A 15,477-nucleotide genomic window follows, 5' to 3' on the forward strand; every position below is an offset into this window, starting at 1 on the left:
ACGTTTCTGAGGAATCGGTGCTGGCGGCGTCTGGCTCGGGGTGAGCAGGGGCTGTGGTGCGGTTTTCCTTCGATTCGTGTCGCTCGTGGGATGTTTCTGAGGAATCGGGACAGAGGTAGGGGCAGAGGTGGGGAGCGACGCCGGGACGTCGCGTCGTCGGTCCGCGTGAGTCCCGTGCCGCGGCACAGGCCCCTCCGAGCCCTGTTCGCCGTGTGAGGCAGGCCACGGTTGTGTAGTGTCATCCGCTATGCGCCGCGTCGACACCTGCCACGAGTCCCCGGCGACCGCAGATGGGACCGGTGAGCGGCGATGATCCTCGCCGAGAACCTGGTCAAGGAGTTCAGCAGGCCCCGTCGGGTCGAGGGCAGGATGTCCGGCCTGCGGTCCTTCTTCAGCACGCAGAAGATCACCACGCGGGCGGTCGACGACATCTCCCTGCGCATCGACGACGGGGAGATCGTGGGGTACCTCGGCCCGAACGGCGCCGGGAAGTCCACCACCATCAAGATGCTCACCGGCATCCTCGTGCCCACGTCCGGGCACATCGAGGCCGAGGGGATCGTGCCCTGGAAGGACCGGCGCACCAACGCCCGCACCATCGGTGCCGTGTTCGGACAGCGCACCCAGCTGTGGACAGATCTTCCGCTGCGCGAGTCCTTCGAGCTGATCGCGAAGCTCTACGGGCTGTCACCCGAGGACTATCGCCGCTCGCTCGACGTCTTCGTGGACCTGCTGGACATGGGCCCCTTCCTCGACACCGCCGTGCGCTCGCTGTCGCTCGGGCAGCGGATGCGCGGGGACATCGTGGCCGCGATGCTGTACCGGCCGCCCGTGCTCTACCTCGACGAGCCCACAGTCGGACTCGACGTGGTCGCCAAGGCCCGGATCCGGGACTTCATCGGGGAGCAGAACCGCTCCGAGGGGACGACGGTGCTGCTGACCACGCACGACATCTCCGATATCGAACAGCTCGCCCGGCGCGTGATCATCATCGATGAGGGCCGGATCCTCTACGACGGCGGGCTGGACAGCCTCCGGGCCCGCTACGCGCCCTTCCGGGAGATCCAGGTGAGCGCGCCCGAGATCCCGGAGTCCCTCGAGATCGAGGCCCTCACGCTGACGACGCTTGTCCCGGCCGGTGAGGAGATGCGCGCGACGTTCCGCTTCGATCCCGCACAGATCGCGGCCCCTGCGGCGATCGGCCGGCTCACCAACGCGCTGGAGATCACGGATCTGTCCTCCCGCGAGCCGAACGTCGAGGACGTGATCCGCCGGATCTACACCGACCGCGGGGTCGAACCGGCCGCCGCCGGTCCGGGCTCCGCAGCTCCAGGCACCGGAGTCCCGGGCGCCCCGGGGCAGCGGTGAGCGCGCCCGCGCAGCGGCTGTCCGCTCCGCAGGTCCGCGTCGCCCTGCGGGCCTCGGTGGGCCATGCGGCGCGGTCCCAGTTCGCCTTCCGGGCGTCCACCTGGACCGGGATCGTGGCCTGCGTGCTCCAGGTGATCCTCGTGCACCTCGTGTGGACCGCCGTCTACGGAGGGCGTCCGGACGTCGCGGGCGTCGCCCAGGTCGACGCCGTCACCTATGCCGTGCTCGGCGTGCTCACCACCACGCTGTTCCAACCGTTCATGTTCGACTCCCTGCTGGGGAGGCTTCGCACCGGGGCCATCGCCTTCGACGTCATGCGGCCGGTCTCGGCCGTCCCCGTGGCGCTGGCCCGACAGCTGGGCGGCACGATCGCGCAGCTGCCGGCCGCAGCAGCTGCCCTCGTCGTGGGCCTGGCGCTCGGGGCGATCGCCCTGCCCGGCTCCTGGGTCTCCGGCCTCGCGTGCCTGCTGTCCCTGGTCCTCGGTTTCGCGATCGCCCTGATCGTGAACTTCACCGTGGGGCTCGTGGGCTTCTGGACCCTGGAGACCGGTGGCGCCTTCCTCATCTACCGGATGCTCGCCCAGTTCTCCTCGGGCGCCCTGATCCCGCTGTGGTTCATGCCGGACTGGCTCACGAGCATCCTCACCCTGCTGCCGTTCTCCGCCCAGGTCTTCGTCCCGCTGTCGATCTATGTGGACCGAGATCCCGGGTGGCACACGGTGCAGGCGATCGGGCTGCAGGCCCTGTGGATCGTGATCCTGCTCGCCCTGGCCACCCTGGTGTGGCGGCGAGCCATCCGGCGGCTGGTGATCTTCGGTGGCTGAGAACACGATGCCGGACGCCCAGAGCGCACGACGGTCGCTCGCCCGTCCCGTCCCGACCTGGCGCACCTACGGCATCCTGCTGGGGGCCACCTGGCGGAGCATGCGCGTGCACCGTATGAACCTGATCCTCACCTTCCTCGGCAGCGCTGCCCTCCAGGGGACCCAGCTCGCCTTCATCGGCGTGCTGCTGGGCGCGTTCGGCACCATCGCCGGCTGGGACGTGGCCGAGGTGGCCTTCCTCTACGGGCTGCGGCTCACGGCGCACGGCGTATGCACCATCAACTTCGGGCAGCACCGTGCCAGCGCGCAGGTGGTGCGCAACGGCGACTGGGACCGCTATCTGCTGCGCCCGGCTCCGCCGCTGCTGCAGCTGCTCACCCGCTTCTTCAGCCCCGGGACGATCGGGGACCTCGTGCTGGGCGTCACGATCCTGTGCGTCGCGGCGACGTCGATCGATATCCGCTGGGCCCCGTGGACAGTGCTGTACGTGGCGCTCGCGGCGATCAGCGGCGGGCTGGTCGAGGCCGGTCTGCAGATCGGGATCTCCGGCCTCGACTTCACGATGGGGCCCACGACCCGCGTGAAGGACACCATCGACCGGGTGCTGACGGACTTCGGCGCGTATCCGATGACGATCTTCGGCACTGCGGGAGCCTGGCTGCTGACGTTCCTGCTCCCGCTCGCGTTCATGGCCTATCTCCCGGCCGCGCTCGTGCTCGACCACACCGAGGAGCTGGTCGTGCCGCTGTGGCTCGCCCAGCTGTCACCGGTCGTGGGTCCGCTGGTGCTCGTCGGCGGCATCGCGGTCTTCCGGCACCTCTCGAGGTACTACGCGAGCCCCGGGCACTGAGCAGCTGGCCCGCGAGGGCTCGGAGCGCGAGAAGGCCCCGCCGACGCGATGCGCCGACGGGGCCCGGAGAGCGGGGGTCGGGTCAGCCGACCGGGGCGAGGGCGGCCTGCTCGAGGGAGACGAAGGCCTCCTCGAGGGCTGCAGACTTCTCGTCGGTGACGAACAGCTCGCCCTCGACCGAGAGGTCCTCGCGGAAGCTGAGGCCGATGCTGCCGACGACGTCGGCATCCAGCCGTCGCATGAGCGCCTCCAGGAGCGGGAGCACCTCGCCCGCGGCGCCCCAGCCGTAGCCGACGAGCAGCGTGGGCAGCGCCGACCACTCGGCGTAGAGGAAGTCGATCGCGTTCTTCAGGGCACCGGGGTAGGAGCCGTTGTACTGCGGGGTGAGGATCACCACGGCATCCAGTGCGCCGATCCGTTCGCCCCAGGTGCGGCCGTGATCGGTGGTCTTCTCCGCGCCGGACTTCGGGCTCGTGGGCTCGTCGAAGGACGGCAGGGCCATCTCGCGCAGGTCGATGAGGTCGATGTCGAACCGGTCGTGGGCGGAGTCGGCGACCCACCGGGCCACCTTCTCTCCGACACGGTTGGGGCGGGCGCTGCTGATGATGATGCCTAGTTTCGTCATGATGGTTAAAACTTCTCATATCCCTCGCGGACTCCCAAATGGGATGTGCGCAGACTCGCTCCCGTAGACTCGCCGCTATGGGAAACACTGCCGCCGCGCCGTCCGACCCGGACTGCGTCTTCTGCCGGATCGTGGCCGGAGAGATCCCCGCGGAGCGGGTCCATGAGGACGATCAGGTGATCGCCTTCCGCGACCAGGCCCCGAAGGCTCCCGTGCACGTCCTCGTCGTCCCGCGCGAGCATCACCGCGACGTGCTCGAGCTCGTCGAGCATCCGGAGCTGCTGGCGCATGTCACCTCCGTGGGCGGCACAATCGCTGCTGACCTGGGCGATGGTGATTTCCGATTGATCTTCAACACCGGCGCTCATGCCGGACAGACCGTATTCCACGTGCACGCGCACGTCCTCGCGGGCGGGTCGCTCGCAGAAGGAGAGATGTGACGGATCTTGGCTGACGCCCTGACCCCGACGCCCGGCCGCGCCCCCGAGGTGCTGGAGCAGAAACTGGCGATCCCGGACCATCTGAGCCCCTTCCAGGTGCTCGGAGAGAACGATCAGGCACTGGCCGCGCTCGAGGATGCGGTGCCCGACACAGACGTTCATGTGCGCGGGCACGAGGTCACCCTGCGGGGCACCCAGGACGCCCTGCGTCGTTCCGAGAACATCATGCGCAGCCTCATCGACCTTGCCGGCACCGGCCAGGCGGTCACCACCGAGGCCGTGCAACGAGCCGCGAACCTCTACGGTGACGACCGCGGCTCGGGTCAGAAGCTCGACAAGGTGCTCTCGCGCACGGTCCTCTCCTCCCGGGGCCGCACGATCCGACCCAAGACGCTCGGCCAGCAGAAGTACATCGAGACGATCGAGTCCTCGACGATCACCTTCGGCATCGGCCCCGCCGGCACCGGCAAGACCTACCTCGCCGTGGCGATGGCCGTCCAGCAGCTGCTGAACAAGCAGATCACCCGGATCATCCTCACGCGGCCCGCCGTCGAGGCGGGGGAGAAGCTGGGCTTCCTGCCCGGCTCCCTCAACGAGAAGATCGATCCGTACCTGCGGCCGCTCAACGACGCGCTGCACGACATGCTCGACCCGGACTCGATCCCGCGCCTCATGGCCGCGGGGACGATCGAGGTCGCACCGCTGGCCTATATGCGAGGGCGCACCCTGAACGACGCCTTCATCATCCTGGACGAGGCGCAGAACACCACGCCCGAGCAGATGAAGATGTTCCTCACCCGGCTCGGCTTCAACTCCACGATGGTGGTCACGGGCGATGTCACCCAGGTGGACCTCCCGGGCTCCCAGCAGAGCGGTCTGCGGGTCGTCGAGCAGGTGCTCTCGGGGATCGACGACATCTCCTTCTGCCGGCTCTCCTCTCGGGACGTCGTGCGCCACAGCCTGGTCAGCGACATCGTCGACGCGTACGGCCGCTGGGAGATCCGGCCCGGCGGCAGCAGGGACTCCCGGCACCGCGGCTCCTCCGCGACCTGACCCCCGCACCGATCACCGAGAACCGAGAATCACGAACCGAGAACTGAGCAGCCAGACATGACCATCGAGATCCGCAACGAGACCACCTACGTCGTCGACGAGAACGAGTTCGTCGACTGCGCGCGCTTCGTCTTCGAGGCGATGCACCTCAACCCGGCCACCGAGATGTCGATCCTCTTCGTCGACGAGGACGCGATGGAGAAGCTGCACGTGCAGTGGCTGGACCTTCCGGGGCCGACGGACGTCATGAGCTTCCCGATGGACGAGCTCACGCCCGGCAGCGCCGAGCACCCCGCTCCGGAGGGCCTGCTCGGCGATGTCGTGCTGTGCCCGAGCGTCGCCGCGAAGCAGGCTGCCGAGGCCGGGCACAGCGCCGTCGAGGAGATGCTGCTTCTGACCTGCCATTCGATCCTGCACCTCCTGGGCTATGACCATATGGAGGAGGACGAGCGGAAGGTCATGTTCGACCTCCAGCGCCAGCTGCTGCTGACGTTCCTCGCCTCCCGGGGGAAGAGCTGAGCGCCACCGCCATGCCTGACCATCCTCCGCAGCACCCGCACCGCATGAGCAGTCCGGACAGAGCGGGCCTCCTATGCTGAGCACCGCGCTGCTCGTCCTCATCCCGCTGGGGCTGGCATCGCTGGTCGTCTCGTCGCTGCTGATGGCCGTGGACGGCGCCTATCTCACGGTCTCGCGCGGTGCGCTGGAGAAGAGCCTGGCCGAGCATCCCGAGTCCGTGCGGACCCGGGTGCTCGGCCAGCACTCCGACACGGCCCGCACCCTCCTGTCCGTGTCCCTCGGGAGGATGCTCGCCGAAGCGGTGACCGTCACCGCGATCGCCGGCATCGCCTTCATGGGGGCGGACCGTCTCGGGATCGGCGCCAGCTGGCTCGCGCCGACGGTGGTGACCGTCGTCGGGGCCGCGCTGCTGCTGCTCGTGATACTCGTGATCTCGCCGCGCACCATCGGCCGCAGCCGCCCTGAATCGGTGCTCATCTCGAGCCGTTTCGTGGTCGCCGCGGCGCGCGGACTGCTCTGGCTGCCGGTGAGTGCGCTGACCGCGGTCGGCGCGAACCTCGCCGCCCGTCCCAGCGCGCAGGACCGCGCGGAGGACGGCGCCGAGAAGGCCCGCCAGAACGTGGACCGCGCCCTCGAGGACGAGCACGTCCAGGACGGCGAGCGGGACATGATCCAGGGCGTCTTCGAGCTGCGCGATCGGATGGTGCGCGAGCTGATGGTGCCGCGCACCGACATGGTCGCCCTCTCCTGCGATGCCTCCGCCGAGTCGGCGGTCCAGCTGTTCGTGCGCTCGGGCTTCTCCCGGATCCCGGTGATCGGCGAGAACGTCGACGACCTGCGCGGGATGCTGTACGTCAAGGACGTCATGAAGGCGATCCACGCTCCCTGGGATCCGCGCCCGGAGCGTCCGGTCTCCGAGATCATGAGATCGGCGCGCTTCGTGCCCGAGTTCGTCATGGCGGACGAGGTGCTGCGGCAGATGCAGACCAGCCACGTGCACATCACGATGGTGGTGGACGAGTACGGAGGCGTCTCCGGCATCGTCACGATCGAGGACATCCTCGAGGAGATCGTGGGCGAGATCGCCGATGAGCACGATCCCGCAGAGCCCGAGATCGAGGACCTCGGCGAGGGCCGCTACCGGGTCCCTGCCCGCGCCGGGCTGTCGGAGGTCGGGGATCTGTTCGACCTCGATCTGGATGACGACGACATCGACAGCGTCGGCGGACTGCTCGGCAAGGTGACCGGACGCGTGCCGATCGTCGGCTCCCGCGCCGAGGCCTTCGGCCTGGTGCTCGAGGCGGAGCGCACCTCGGGGCGCCGCCGGCGGCTGAGCACCGTGATCGTCTCCCGGGTCCAGGACGCGCACGACGCACAGGATGCACCGGACCCACAGGATTCACAGGACGCGCAGGACGACATGCATGACGCCGATCAGGAGACCGCAGATGACCGATGACCTCGACCCCACCAGCCCGGACGCAGGAACTCCCGCCCAGCCCGATGCACCCAGCGGGCCGGAGGACCGGTCGGCGGACGGCGAGCGGGCGACGCATCGCTCGGGCTTCGTCGCGCTCGTCGGCCGGCCCAACGTCGGCAAGTCGACCCTGACCAACGCGCTGGTGGGGGAGAAGGTCGCGATCACGTCCAGCAAGCCGCAGACCACGCGTCGTGCCATCCGCGGCATCGTCACCGGGGAGAACGCCCAGACCATCCTCGTGGACACCCCGGGCGTGCACCGCCCGCGCACCCTGCTCGGCGAGCGGCTCAACGACCTGGTGCGCGAGACCCTCGGTGAGGTCGACGTCGTCGGGTTCTGCCTGCCGGCGGATCAGAAGATCGGCCCCGGTGACCGGTTCATCGCCGAGGACCTGGTCGAGATGCGCACGGGCCGGCGCGGACCGCGCGTGATCGCGGTGGTGACCAAGACCGACCTCGTGAACCGGGATCTCCTCGCCCAGCACCTGATGGCCGTGGACCAGCTGATGGACTTCGACGAGATCGTCCCGATCTCCGCCGTGAAGGGCGACCAGATCGACGTGCTCCTCGAGGTGATCGCGAAGCAGCTCCCCGAGGGCCCACAGCTGTACCCGGACGATCAGCTCACCGAGGAGTCGCGCGACGACCGCATCTCCGAGCTGATCCGCGAGGCGGCCCTCGAGGGCGTGCGCGAGGAGCTGCCGCACTCGATCGCCGTCGTGGTCGAGGAGGTCGTGGAGACCGACCCGGACGACCCCTTCGTGCACGTCGAACCGGGCGAGGGCAGGCTCGTGGTGCGCGCGACCCTGTTCGTGGAGCGCGACAGCCAGAAGGGCATCATCATCGGCAAGGGCGGCTCGCGCCTGAAGGAGGTCGGCACCCAGGCCCGCGGGGAGATCAACCACCTCATCGGCCGCAAGGTGCACCTGGACCTGCGCGTCAAGGTCGCCAAGGAGTGGCAGCGCGATCCCAAGCAGCTGGGCCGCCTCGGGTTCTGACCCGAGCCACGCAGCTCGAGCGTACGGTCCGGTCCACTGCGCGCCCGTCGATCCTGGCGGACGCTCCGGCGTTCGCATCGTGAGCGGATCCTGACGCACCGGGCGACGGTGCTACCGTGACGCCCATGCGTGGATCGCTGCTTCTGCTTAGCCGCCGCGACGGGACCTGAACGCCGGGACCCCGCCGCGGCTGACGTGCTGTCCGGCGACCGGTACCCCAGCGAGAAGGACCCCCTGATGACTGATTCCACGATCACCTCCGCCTCTGACGTCGCCGCCGTCGGCGACCCGTCCGCGCCCGTCCTCGGGTCGACCGGCGGCTCCGCGCAGCAGCCCTCGGGCATGCCCACCCACAAGTACCTGCCCTTCCACGAGCAGATCCAGGTGGAGCTGCCCGATCGCACCTGGCCCACCCGTCGGATCACGCGGGCCCCGCGCTGGTGCGCCGTGGACCTGCGCGACGGCAACCAGGCCCTGATCGACCCCATGAACGCCGAGCGGAAGCTGCGGATGTTCGAGCTGCTCGTGCAGATGGGCTACAAGGAGATCGAGGTCGGCTTCCCGTCGGCCTCGACGACGGACTTCGACTTCGTCCGCACCCTCATCGACGAGGACCGCATCCCCGAGGACGTCACCATCCAGGTCCTCACCCCGTCCCGCGAGCACCTGATCGAACGCACCTACCAGGCGATCTCCGGTGCCAGACAGGCGGTCGTGCACCTGTACAACTCCACCTCGGTGGTCCAGCGCGACGTCGTCTTCCGGGCCGACGAGGACTCGGTGCTGGACATCGCGGTCCAGGGTGCCCTGCTGTGCAAGAAGTACGAGGAGACGGTCCCGGACACGCAGGTCACCTACGAGTACTCCCCGGAGTCCTACACGGGCACCGAGCTCGAGTACGCCCTGCGGGTCTGCAACGCGGTCATCGAGGTCGTGAAGCCCACGCCCGAGGACAAGATGATCGTCAACCTGCCGGCGACGGTGGAGATGGCCACCCCGAACGTCTACGCCGATTCGATCGAGTGGATGCACCGGAACCTGGACCGCCGTGACTCCCTCGTGCTGTCGCTGCACCCGCACAACGACCGCGGCACCGGTGTCGCGGCCGCGGAGCTCGGCTACCTGGCCGGCGCGGACCGCATCGAGGGCTGCCTCTTCGGCAACGGGGAGCGCACCGGCAACGTGGACCTGGTGACGCTGGGCCTGAACCTGTTCAGCCAGGGCGTCGACCCGCAGATCGACTTCTCCGACCTCGACGAGGTGCGTCGCACCGTCGAGCACTGCAACCAGATGCCGGTTCCCGAGCGCAGCCCCTATGGCGGCGACCTCGTGTTCACCGCCTTCTCCGGCTCCCACCAGGACGCCATCAAGAAGGGCCTGGAGCGCATGGAGTCCGACGCGGAGAAGGCCGGCAAGGCGGTCGACGATCTGGTGTGGCGCGTGCCCTACCTGCCCGTGGACCCCAAGGACCTGGGCCGCTCCTATGAGGCCGTGATCCGCGTGAACTCCCAGTCGGGCAAGGGCGGGATGGCCTACCTGCTGCGCACCGAGCACGGCCTGGACCTGCCGCGTCGCCTGCAGATCGAATTCTCCGGGATCGTGCAGCAGCGCACGGACTCCGACGGCGGCGAGGTGAGCCCGGACCAGCTCTGGGACGCCTTCACCGACGAGTACCTGCCCGCCACCGAGGAGGCTCTGCGCTGGGGCCGCTTCGCGATCACCTCCATCCACCAGGAGTCCACCGGCGAGGGCGCGGACCGCATCACGGTCACCCTGGTGGTCGACGGCGAGGAGCACACGGTCACGGGCATCGGCAACGGTCCGCTGGACGGCTTCGTCAAGGCCCTGGCCGAGCGCAAGATCGACGTGCGGATCCTCGACTACGCCGAGCACGCGCTGACCGAGGGCGACGACTCCCTGGCCGCCTCGTACATCGAGTGCGAGATCGGGGACCGGATCTTCTGGGGCGTGGGCATCGACGGCTCGATCACCCGCGCCTCGCTCGAGGCGATCATCTCGGCCCTGAACCGCGAGCACCGCGTCCAGCGCTGATCCGCGAGGACCACGGAACGGGCGGCACGGATCGATCCGTGCCGCCCGTTCCGCGTCGTCGCCGTGGGAGCCGCGGCCTCAGCGGCTGCTCGGCCCCGTGGGGTCCGACGGCGACCCCTCCCGTCGCATCGCCGCAGCTTCCTCGGCGAGCAGGTCCTCGTCGGTGAGCGCGAGCATCTCCCCGGTGACCGTGGCATGGGTCGGGATGGGCAGGTCCCAGCCCGGGACCTCGTCCGCCGGCTGCGGCTCCTCCGGGGCCGCGCGGCGAGCGGTCAGGGTCACTCCGGCGCTGGCGCTGACCACCAGCACGGCGGCCAGCACGCGCAGGCCGGAGGCGTCCTGACCCATGAGCAGCATCCCGGCGAGGAGCGCGAGGACCGGCTCGAGGCTCAGCAGGATGCCGAACACGTGGCGGGGCAGGCGGCGCAGAGCCGCCAGCTCGAGCGAGTACGGGAGCACCGACGCCACGATCGCGGTGGCCGCGGCGAGTGCCAGCAATCGCAGGTCCATCAGGCCGACGAGCGCTCCCGGGGCGCCGAAGGGGAGCACCGTCAGGGCACCGACCGCCATGGCGACCGCGAGGCCGTCCTGGCCCGGGACCAGCCGTCCCACCCGGGCGCTGGTGAGCACGTACAGCCCCCAGAACACTGCCGCGATGAGTGCGAAGACCACACCGAGGATGTCGAGGTCGGAGGCGCCGGTCAAGGACTCGAGGCCGAACAGGCTCACCCCGGCCAGGGCGAGCGCCACCCACAGCAGATCGCTGCGTCGGGTGGACAGCACCGCCGCGACGGTCAACGGTCCGAGGAACTCGAGGGCGACGGCGGTGCCCAGAGGGATCCGATCGATCGCCGCATAGAAGTTCCCGTTCATCGCACCGACGACGATGCCGAAGAGGATCACGGCGATCCACTGCTCCCGGGTGAACCGGTGCACCTTCGGGCGCACGATCACCAGCAGCACGATCGCGGCGATCGCCAGGCGCAGCGTCGTGGTCCCGAAGGGGCCGAGCTGGTCGAAGAGCTGGGTCGCGAGCGCGGCCCCGACCTGGAGCGAGATGCAGGAGCCCAGGACGAAGAGGATGGGGGTCATCGGCAGGCCGGCCCCGGCGCTGCCGGGAGCCGTACCCACCGCCGGCGTGCTGCCGGTGGAGGCGGGGGTCGTCGAAGTCGTCACGCAGTCACTGTGCCCCGCAAGTATCACCAGGTCTAGCGAATGTTTCCGAGGTGTACCGTGAAGTAGATCCGGACGATATCGGGAGGTCCCCATGCTGAGCCTGCACCGGCTGTTCCTGCTGCACGAACTGCACAGGCTGGAGACGATGTCCGCCGTCGCCCACACCCATTCGATGTCGCCCTCCGCGGTGTCCCAGCAGCTCTCCCTCCTGGAGCGGGAGACCAAGGTCACCCTGTTCGAGCAGGCCGGACGCCGGGTCGTGGTCACCGATGCGGGGGTGCGGCTCGCGCGCCGGGCCGAGGAGATGCTCGGCCTGCTGGAGTCCGCGGAGGCCGAGCTCCAGGAGGCCCAGGGGGACGTCGGCGGCGTGCTGCGCGTCGCCTCCTTCCAGACTCCGCTGATCGCCCTCGCCCCGAGCGCGGTCAGCGTGCTCGAGGAGCGCCATCCGCAGCTGCGGATCGAGCTGGCGCAGCGTGAGGTCGAGGGCGCCTACGAAGGATTGCTCGCCCATCGCTTCGAGGTGATCCTGGGGGAGGACTATCCGGGCGGTCAGCGGGTCGTGCGCCGGGGCACGGACCGGGAGGGACTGCTGCGCGATCCGATGCTGCTGGTGCTCCCCGACACCGGCCCCTGGTCGAGGGTACGGACCGTCGCGGACCTCGCCGAGGCCCCGTGGGCACTGGATCCCGAAGGTGCCCGCACCGGGATCTGGGAGCGCACCTACCTGCGCTCCGCCGGCATCGAGCCGTGGGTTCGCTTCGACACCCCGGACCCGCTGCTGCAGGTGCACCTCGTGCGTTCCGGGCATGCGGTCGCCTTCGTCCCGGGGATCATCGCCGCCGAGCATCTCGGCGGCACGCGGCCGGTGCGCCTGCCCGGGGACCCGCACCGCACCCTCTACACCGCGGCACGGGCCGGCGCCGCCTCCCACCCCGCGCTGCTGGCGTTCCGCGCCGCGATGGTGGAGGCCGCGGGCACCCTGTCCGATCTCCACGGACTGGACCGACTGGGGGAATGAGACGAGCCGGCCCGCTGGGCATCGGCCCGATGTCCGCCGGCCCTCTCTCCTCCGCCCCGATGTCATCCGTCAGCAGGAGGTGCGGCGCGGCAGGTCCGTGTACAAAGAGTCCATGACGACTCAGCCTGCCCAGGATCCTCCGGCGGAGGCCGCCGCACCCTCGCACCGAGGAACCTGGCCGCGGAGGTGGCAGGGCCTGGCGCTGCTCGTGGTCCTGCTGATCGTGAGCGGGCTGGGGTTCGGCTCGCGCTCGATCACCGATCCTCTCGGCGTGGACGCCCCGGCTGACTCCTTCAGCGCCGAGCGGGCGGTGCAGGCCGCGGAGCCCCTGGTGGCCGAGCCGCGCCCCGTCGGCACCCGCGCGAACGCCGAGGCCCACGCGGAGCTCGACGAGCAGCTCACCGCCCTGGGCTTCGAGACGGAGACCCACGACTCGATCGGGATGCGCTCCACGGAGGACGAGGGGGTGGCCGGCTACACCAGCAACCTCCTCGCCACCCGCCCCGGCACGGACCCGACGGGCACGATCGTGCTCGCCACCCATATCGACTCCGTCCCCCACGCGCCGGGAGCGGCCGACGCCGGTATCGGGCTCTCGGTCATCCTCGAGACCGTCCGCGCGCTGGGCCCCGAGGCGCAGCGCAACGACCTGGTCGTCCTCCTGGTCGACGGGGAGGAGCGCGGACTGCTGGGCGCCCAGGCCCATCTCGACGAGCGCGCCGACGAGCTCGCCCAGCCGGTGGTCGTGCTCAACCACGAGGCGCGCGGGGTCTCCGGTCGCCCGACGGTGACCCGGGCGAACGGCCCGATGCGCGAGGTGATGGGCTCCATGCCGCACCCCGAGTTCGAGTCCTTCACCGATGCCCTGTTCGAGCTCATCCCCAACGACACCGACTTCACCGTCTACCGGGAGGCAGGCTGGTGGGGTCTGGACATGGCGATCATCGACGACTCCTGGGCGTACCACAGCCCACAGGACGACGCGGCCCATCTCGACCATGGCACGCTCCAGCACTACGGGGACATGACCCTCGCGATGACCCGGGACCTCTCCGGACGGGACCTCGGGGAGCTCGGACAGGAGGTCGGCGAGGACCCCGTGCAGACCACTGCGCCCTGGGGCATCGTCGCGCTGCCGCCGATGCTGGTCACCGTGCTCGGGGTCCTCGCACCCCTCGCCCTGCTGGCCGCGGTCCTGGTGCTGAGGGCGCGGGGCGAGCTGACGCTGCGCGGCACCGCGCTGGGTGCGCTGCTGACGCTGGTCGCACTTCCCCTGAGCCTCGGGGCGGCCGTCATGACCTGGCAGCTCGCCGCCGCGGCGACCCCGGAGATGCTCTCGCAGACCGTGCGGGAACCGGTCCGTGCCGAGCTCTTCCTGGTGGCTGACGTCCTGGCCGCCGCCGTGGGCGTGGCGGTCTGCTGGGTGCTGGCACGACTCCTGATCTCGCGCGCGGCGCTGCTGGCCGGCGCCGGCCTGGTGGCCCTGGTGCTGCTCGCGGCGCTGGCCGTGTACTCACCGGCGCTGGGAGGCTCGATGATCCCCGCCGCTGTGCTCGCCGCCGTCGGAGCCCTGGTCGCCGTGCTGCTTCCCCCGCTGCCGGGCCTCGTGGTGAGGGTGCTCGCACTGCTTCCGACGGGCTGGCTGCTCGGCACCCAGATCAGCGCGCTCGCGGAGTTCGGCATCGCCTCGGCGGCCGGGGGACTGGCCGGCACGGTGCTCATCGCCCTGGCCGCGGCAGGTCCGCTGTGGCTGAGGGATCCGGACGCCGGGCGTCGTCCCGTGCGCAGGCCGCACCGGCTGCTCATCCCGGTGCTGCCCGCGGTGCTCACCGTGGGGCTCGTCATCGGCGGCACAGCCTGGACCCTCGCCTCCCCGGAGCCGACACAGGAGATGGTGATCGCGCAGGTGGACGGGGCGACCGGGGAGACTCGCTGGGAGGTCAGCGGGAGCACCGGATGGGGTCGCGCCCTGGACGGCACCTCCGCCCGCTCCGACGTGCCGCCGCCGACCGTCGGAACCAGCGTCGACGCGGAGACCCACCGGGCGCGCATCTCCCTGTCCTCGCCCCGCGAGGGCGCGCAGCTCGAGCTGCGCCTGGACGCCGGGGAGCTCGCGGACGTCACGGTGGACGGCAGGTCGCTGGGCGCCGACGGCGCCGTGGGCACCCTGGGCATCGTCGGCGCGCCGCAGGACGAGGAGATCGTCGTCGAGGCGACCGTTCCCGCCGGTGCGGAGCTCACCGTCGTCGAGACGACCTATGACCCGAGTCTCGCCGGTGGATGGGTCGAGCCCGGCGAGGAGGTCTCGCTCATGCAGCCGCGACTGATGGTGAGCGTCGTCTCGCGGCTGTGAGCGTCGGGTGTCCCTCCTGGCGGCGTGCCGCTGGTGCTCCGCCCTCTCTCTGATATCTTGACGTCAAGATATCAGAGAGAGTCCGACGACGAGGAGAACCCATGGCCCACGCCTGGAATCCCGAGCAGTACCTGCGCTTCGCCGACGAACGGGGCAGGCCGTTCCTCGACCTGACATCGCGGGTCGGCGCCGAGGCGCCGCGCCGGGTGGTCGACCTGGGTGCCGGGCCCGGCACCCTCACCAGCCTGCTGGCCGCCCGCTGGCCGGATGCCGAGGTGCTCGCGGTGGACTCGAGCCCGGAGATGGTCGAGCGGGCGCTGGCGCTGGACGGGATCAGCGCCGAGCACGGGGACCTGCGCAGCTGGGAGCCGCCCGGGCCGGTCGACGTCCTGGTCAGCAATGCTGCGCTGCAATGGGTGCCCGGGCATCTGGAACTGCTCCCACGGCTGGTGGGGATGCTCGCGCCCGGGGGATGGTTCGCGATGCAGGTCCCCGGGAACTTCGAGGAGCCCAGCCATGCGATCCGACGGGACCTCGCCGCAGAGGCCCCGTACGCCCCGCATCTGCGAGGGGTCGCCCACCCCGCCTCGCACGACGCCGCGACCTATCTGCGGGCGCTGCAGGGGCTCGGGCTCGAGGTTGATGGCTCTTCGCGGTTCGTGGTGAATGACCCTGCTGTGGCGGGTATTCACGCTACGGTTCTCGCGGCGCTGGTGAGCAGG

At 70.3% G+C, this 15,477-nt stretch carries 14 protein-coding genes; 12 read left to right on the forward strand and 2 right to left on the reverse strand.

Annotation, left to right across the window (positions count from 1 at the left end; all coding sequences use genetic code 11):
- Positions 1-309 precede the first annotated feature (309 nt).
- Genes ABD093_RS09575 through ABD093_RS09585 form a run of 3 tightly spaced genes read left to right on the forward strand, consistent with a single transcriptional unit; the run spans position 310 to position 3,042 of the window.
- The gene (locus ABD093_RS09575; RefSeq protein ID WP_343924048.1) at positions 310-1,368 is read left to right on the forward strand and encodes an ABC transporter ATP-binding protein; all 1,059 of its coding nucleotides are present in this window, start codon (positions 310-312) and stop codon (positions 1,366-1,368) included.
- Complete coding sequence (locus ABD093_RS09580) at positions 1,365-2,192, forward strand: ABC transporter permease (protein ID WP_343924050.1); 828 nt, start codon at positions 1,365-1,367, stop codon at positions 2,190-2,192. The genes ABD093_RS09575 and ABD093_RS09580 overlap by 4 nt, the downstream gene beginning before the upstream one ends.
- Positions 2,185-3,042: an ABC transporter permease gene (locus tag ABD093_RS09585; RefSeq protein ID WP_343924052.1), complete on the forward strand. Its 858-nt coding sequence runs from the start codon at positions 2,185-2,187 to the stop codon at positions 3,040-3,042. Before ABD093_RS09580 ends, ABD093_RS09585 begins: the two co-directional genes overlap by 8 nt.
- 82 nt (positions 3,043-3,124) lie before the next feature.
- Here the strand turns inward: ABD093_RS09585 and ABD093_RS09590 are convergent, their stop codons facing one another.
- Positions 3,125-3,667 (reverse strand): NADPH-dependent FMN reductase, encoded by a 543-nt coding sequence (locus tag ABD093_RS09590; RefSeq protein WP_343924054.1) that lies wholly within the window; start codon positions 3,665-3,667, stop codon positions 3,125-3,127.
- Between the two features lie 77 nt (positions 3,668-3,744).
- Between ABD093_RS09590 and ABD093_RS09595 the strand changes: the two genes are divergently transcribed.
- The 6 genes from ABD093_RS09595 to leuA all read left to right on the forward strand — a co-directional run bounded on the left by ABD093_RS09595 (position 3,745) and on the right by leuA (position 10,208).
- The gene (locus tag ABD093_RS09595; protein WP_343924056.1) at positions 3,745-4,107 is read left to right on the forward strand and encodes a histidine triad nucleotide-binding protein; all 363 of its coding nucleotides are present in this window, start codon (positions 3,745-3,747) and stop codon (positions 4,105-4,107) included.
- A 6-nt stretch (positions 4,108-4,113) separates the two neighbouring features.
- Positions 4,114-5,160 carry a PhoH family protein gene (locus ABD093_RS09600; protein WP_343924058.1) on the forward strand — a complete coding sequence of 349 codons (1,047 nt, stop codon included), beginning with the start codon at positions 4,114-4,116 and terminating at the stop codon, positions 5,158-5,160.
- A 57-nt stretch (positions 5,161-5,217) separates the two neighbouring features.
- On the forward strand, positions 5,218-5,679 hold the full coding sequence (gene ybeY / locus ABD093_RS09605) for an rRNA maturation RNase YbeY (RefSeq protein ID WP_193117575.1): 462 nt from the start codon (positions 5,218-5,220) through the stop codon (positions 5,677-5,679).
- Positions 5,680-5,752: 73 nt separating this feature from the next.
- Positions 5,753-7,138: a hemolysin family protein gene (locus ABD093_RS09610; RefSeq protein WP_343924060.1), complete on the forward strand. Its 1,386-nt coding sequence runs from the start codon at positions 5,753-5,755 to the stop codon at positions 7,136-7,138.
- Complete coding sequence (gene era, locus ABD093_RS09615; protein WP_343924062.1) at positions 7,128-8,156, forward strand: GTPase Era; 1,029 nt, start codon at positions 7,128-7,130, stop codon at positions 8,154-8,156. Before ABD093_RS09610 ends, era begins: the two co-directional genes overlap by 11 nt.
- A gap of 237 nt (positions 8,157-8,393) precedes the next feature.
- Complete coding sequence (gene leuA / locus ABD093_RS09620; RefSeq protein ID WP_343924064.1) at positions 8,394-10,208, forward strand: 2-isopropylmalate synthase; 1,815 nt, start codon at positions 8,394-8,396, stop codon at positions 10,206-10,208.
- A 78-nt stretch (positions 10,209-10,286) separates the two neighbouring features.
- On the opposite strand, the gene ABD093_RS09625 is transcribed toward leuA, so the two are convergent.
- Positions 10,287-11,384, reverse strand: coding sequence for an EamA family transporter (locus tag ABD093_RS09625; protein WP_377802472.1), 1,098 nt, complete (start codon positions 11,382-11,384; stop codon positions 10,287-10,289).
- A gap of 91 nt (positions 11,385-11,475) precedes the next feature.
- On the opposite strand from ABD093_RS09625, the gene ABD093_RS09630 reads away from it, so the two are divergent.
- The 3 genes from ABD093_RS09630 to ABD093_RS09640 all read left to right on the forward strand — a co-directional run.
- The gene (locus ABD093_RS09630) at positions 11,476-12,402 is read left to right on the forward strand and encodes a LysR family transcriptional regulator (RefSeq protein WP_343924066.1); all 927 of its coding nucleotides are present in this window, start codon (positions 11,476-11,478) and stop codon (positions 12,400-12,402) included.
- A 112-nt stretch (positions 12,403-12,514) separates the two neighbouring features.
- Positions 12,515-14,755 carry a M28 family peptidase gene (locus ABD093_RS09635; RefSeq protein WP_343924068.1) on the forward strand — a complete coding sequence of 747 codons (2,241 nt, stop codon included), beginning with the start codon at positions 12,515-12,517 and terminating at the stop codon, positions 14,753-14,755.
- 101 nt (positions 14,756-14,856) lie between these two features.
- Positions 14,857-15,477 (forward strand): methyltransferase domain-containing protein (locus ABD093_RS09640; RefSeq protein ID WP_343924070.1); only part of this gene is annotated, 621 nt, incomplete at its 3' end.

This window comes from Brachybacterium tyrofermentans (assembly GCF_039526165.1).
Classification (GTDB): Bacteria; Actinomycetota; Actinomycetes; order Actinomycetales; family Dermabacteraceae; genus Brachybacterium; species Brachybacterium tyrofermentans.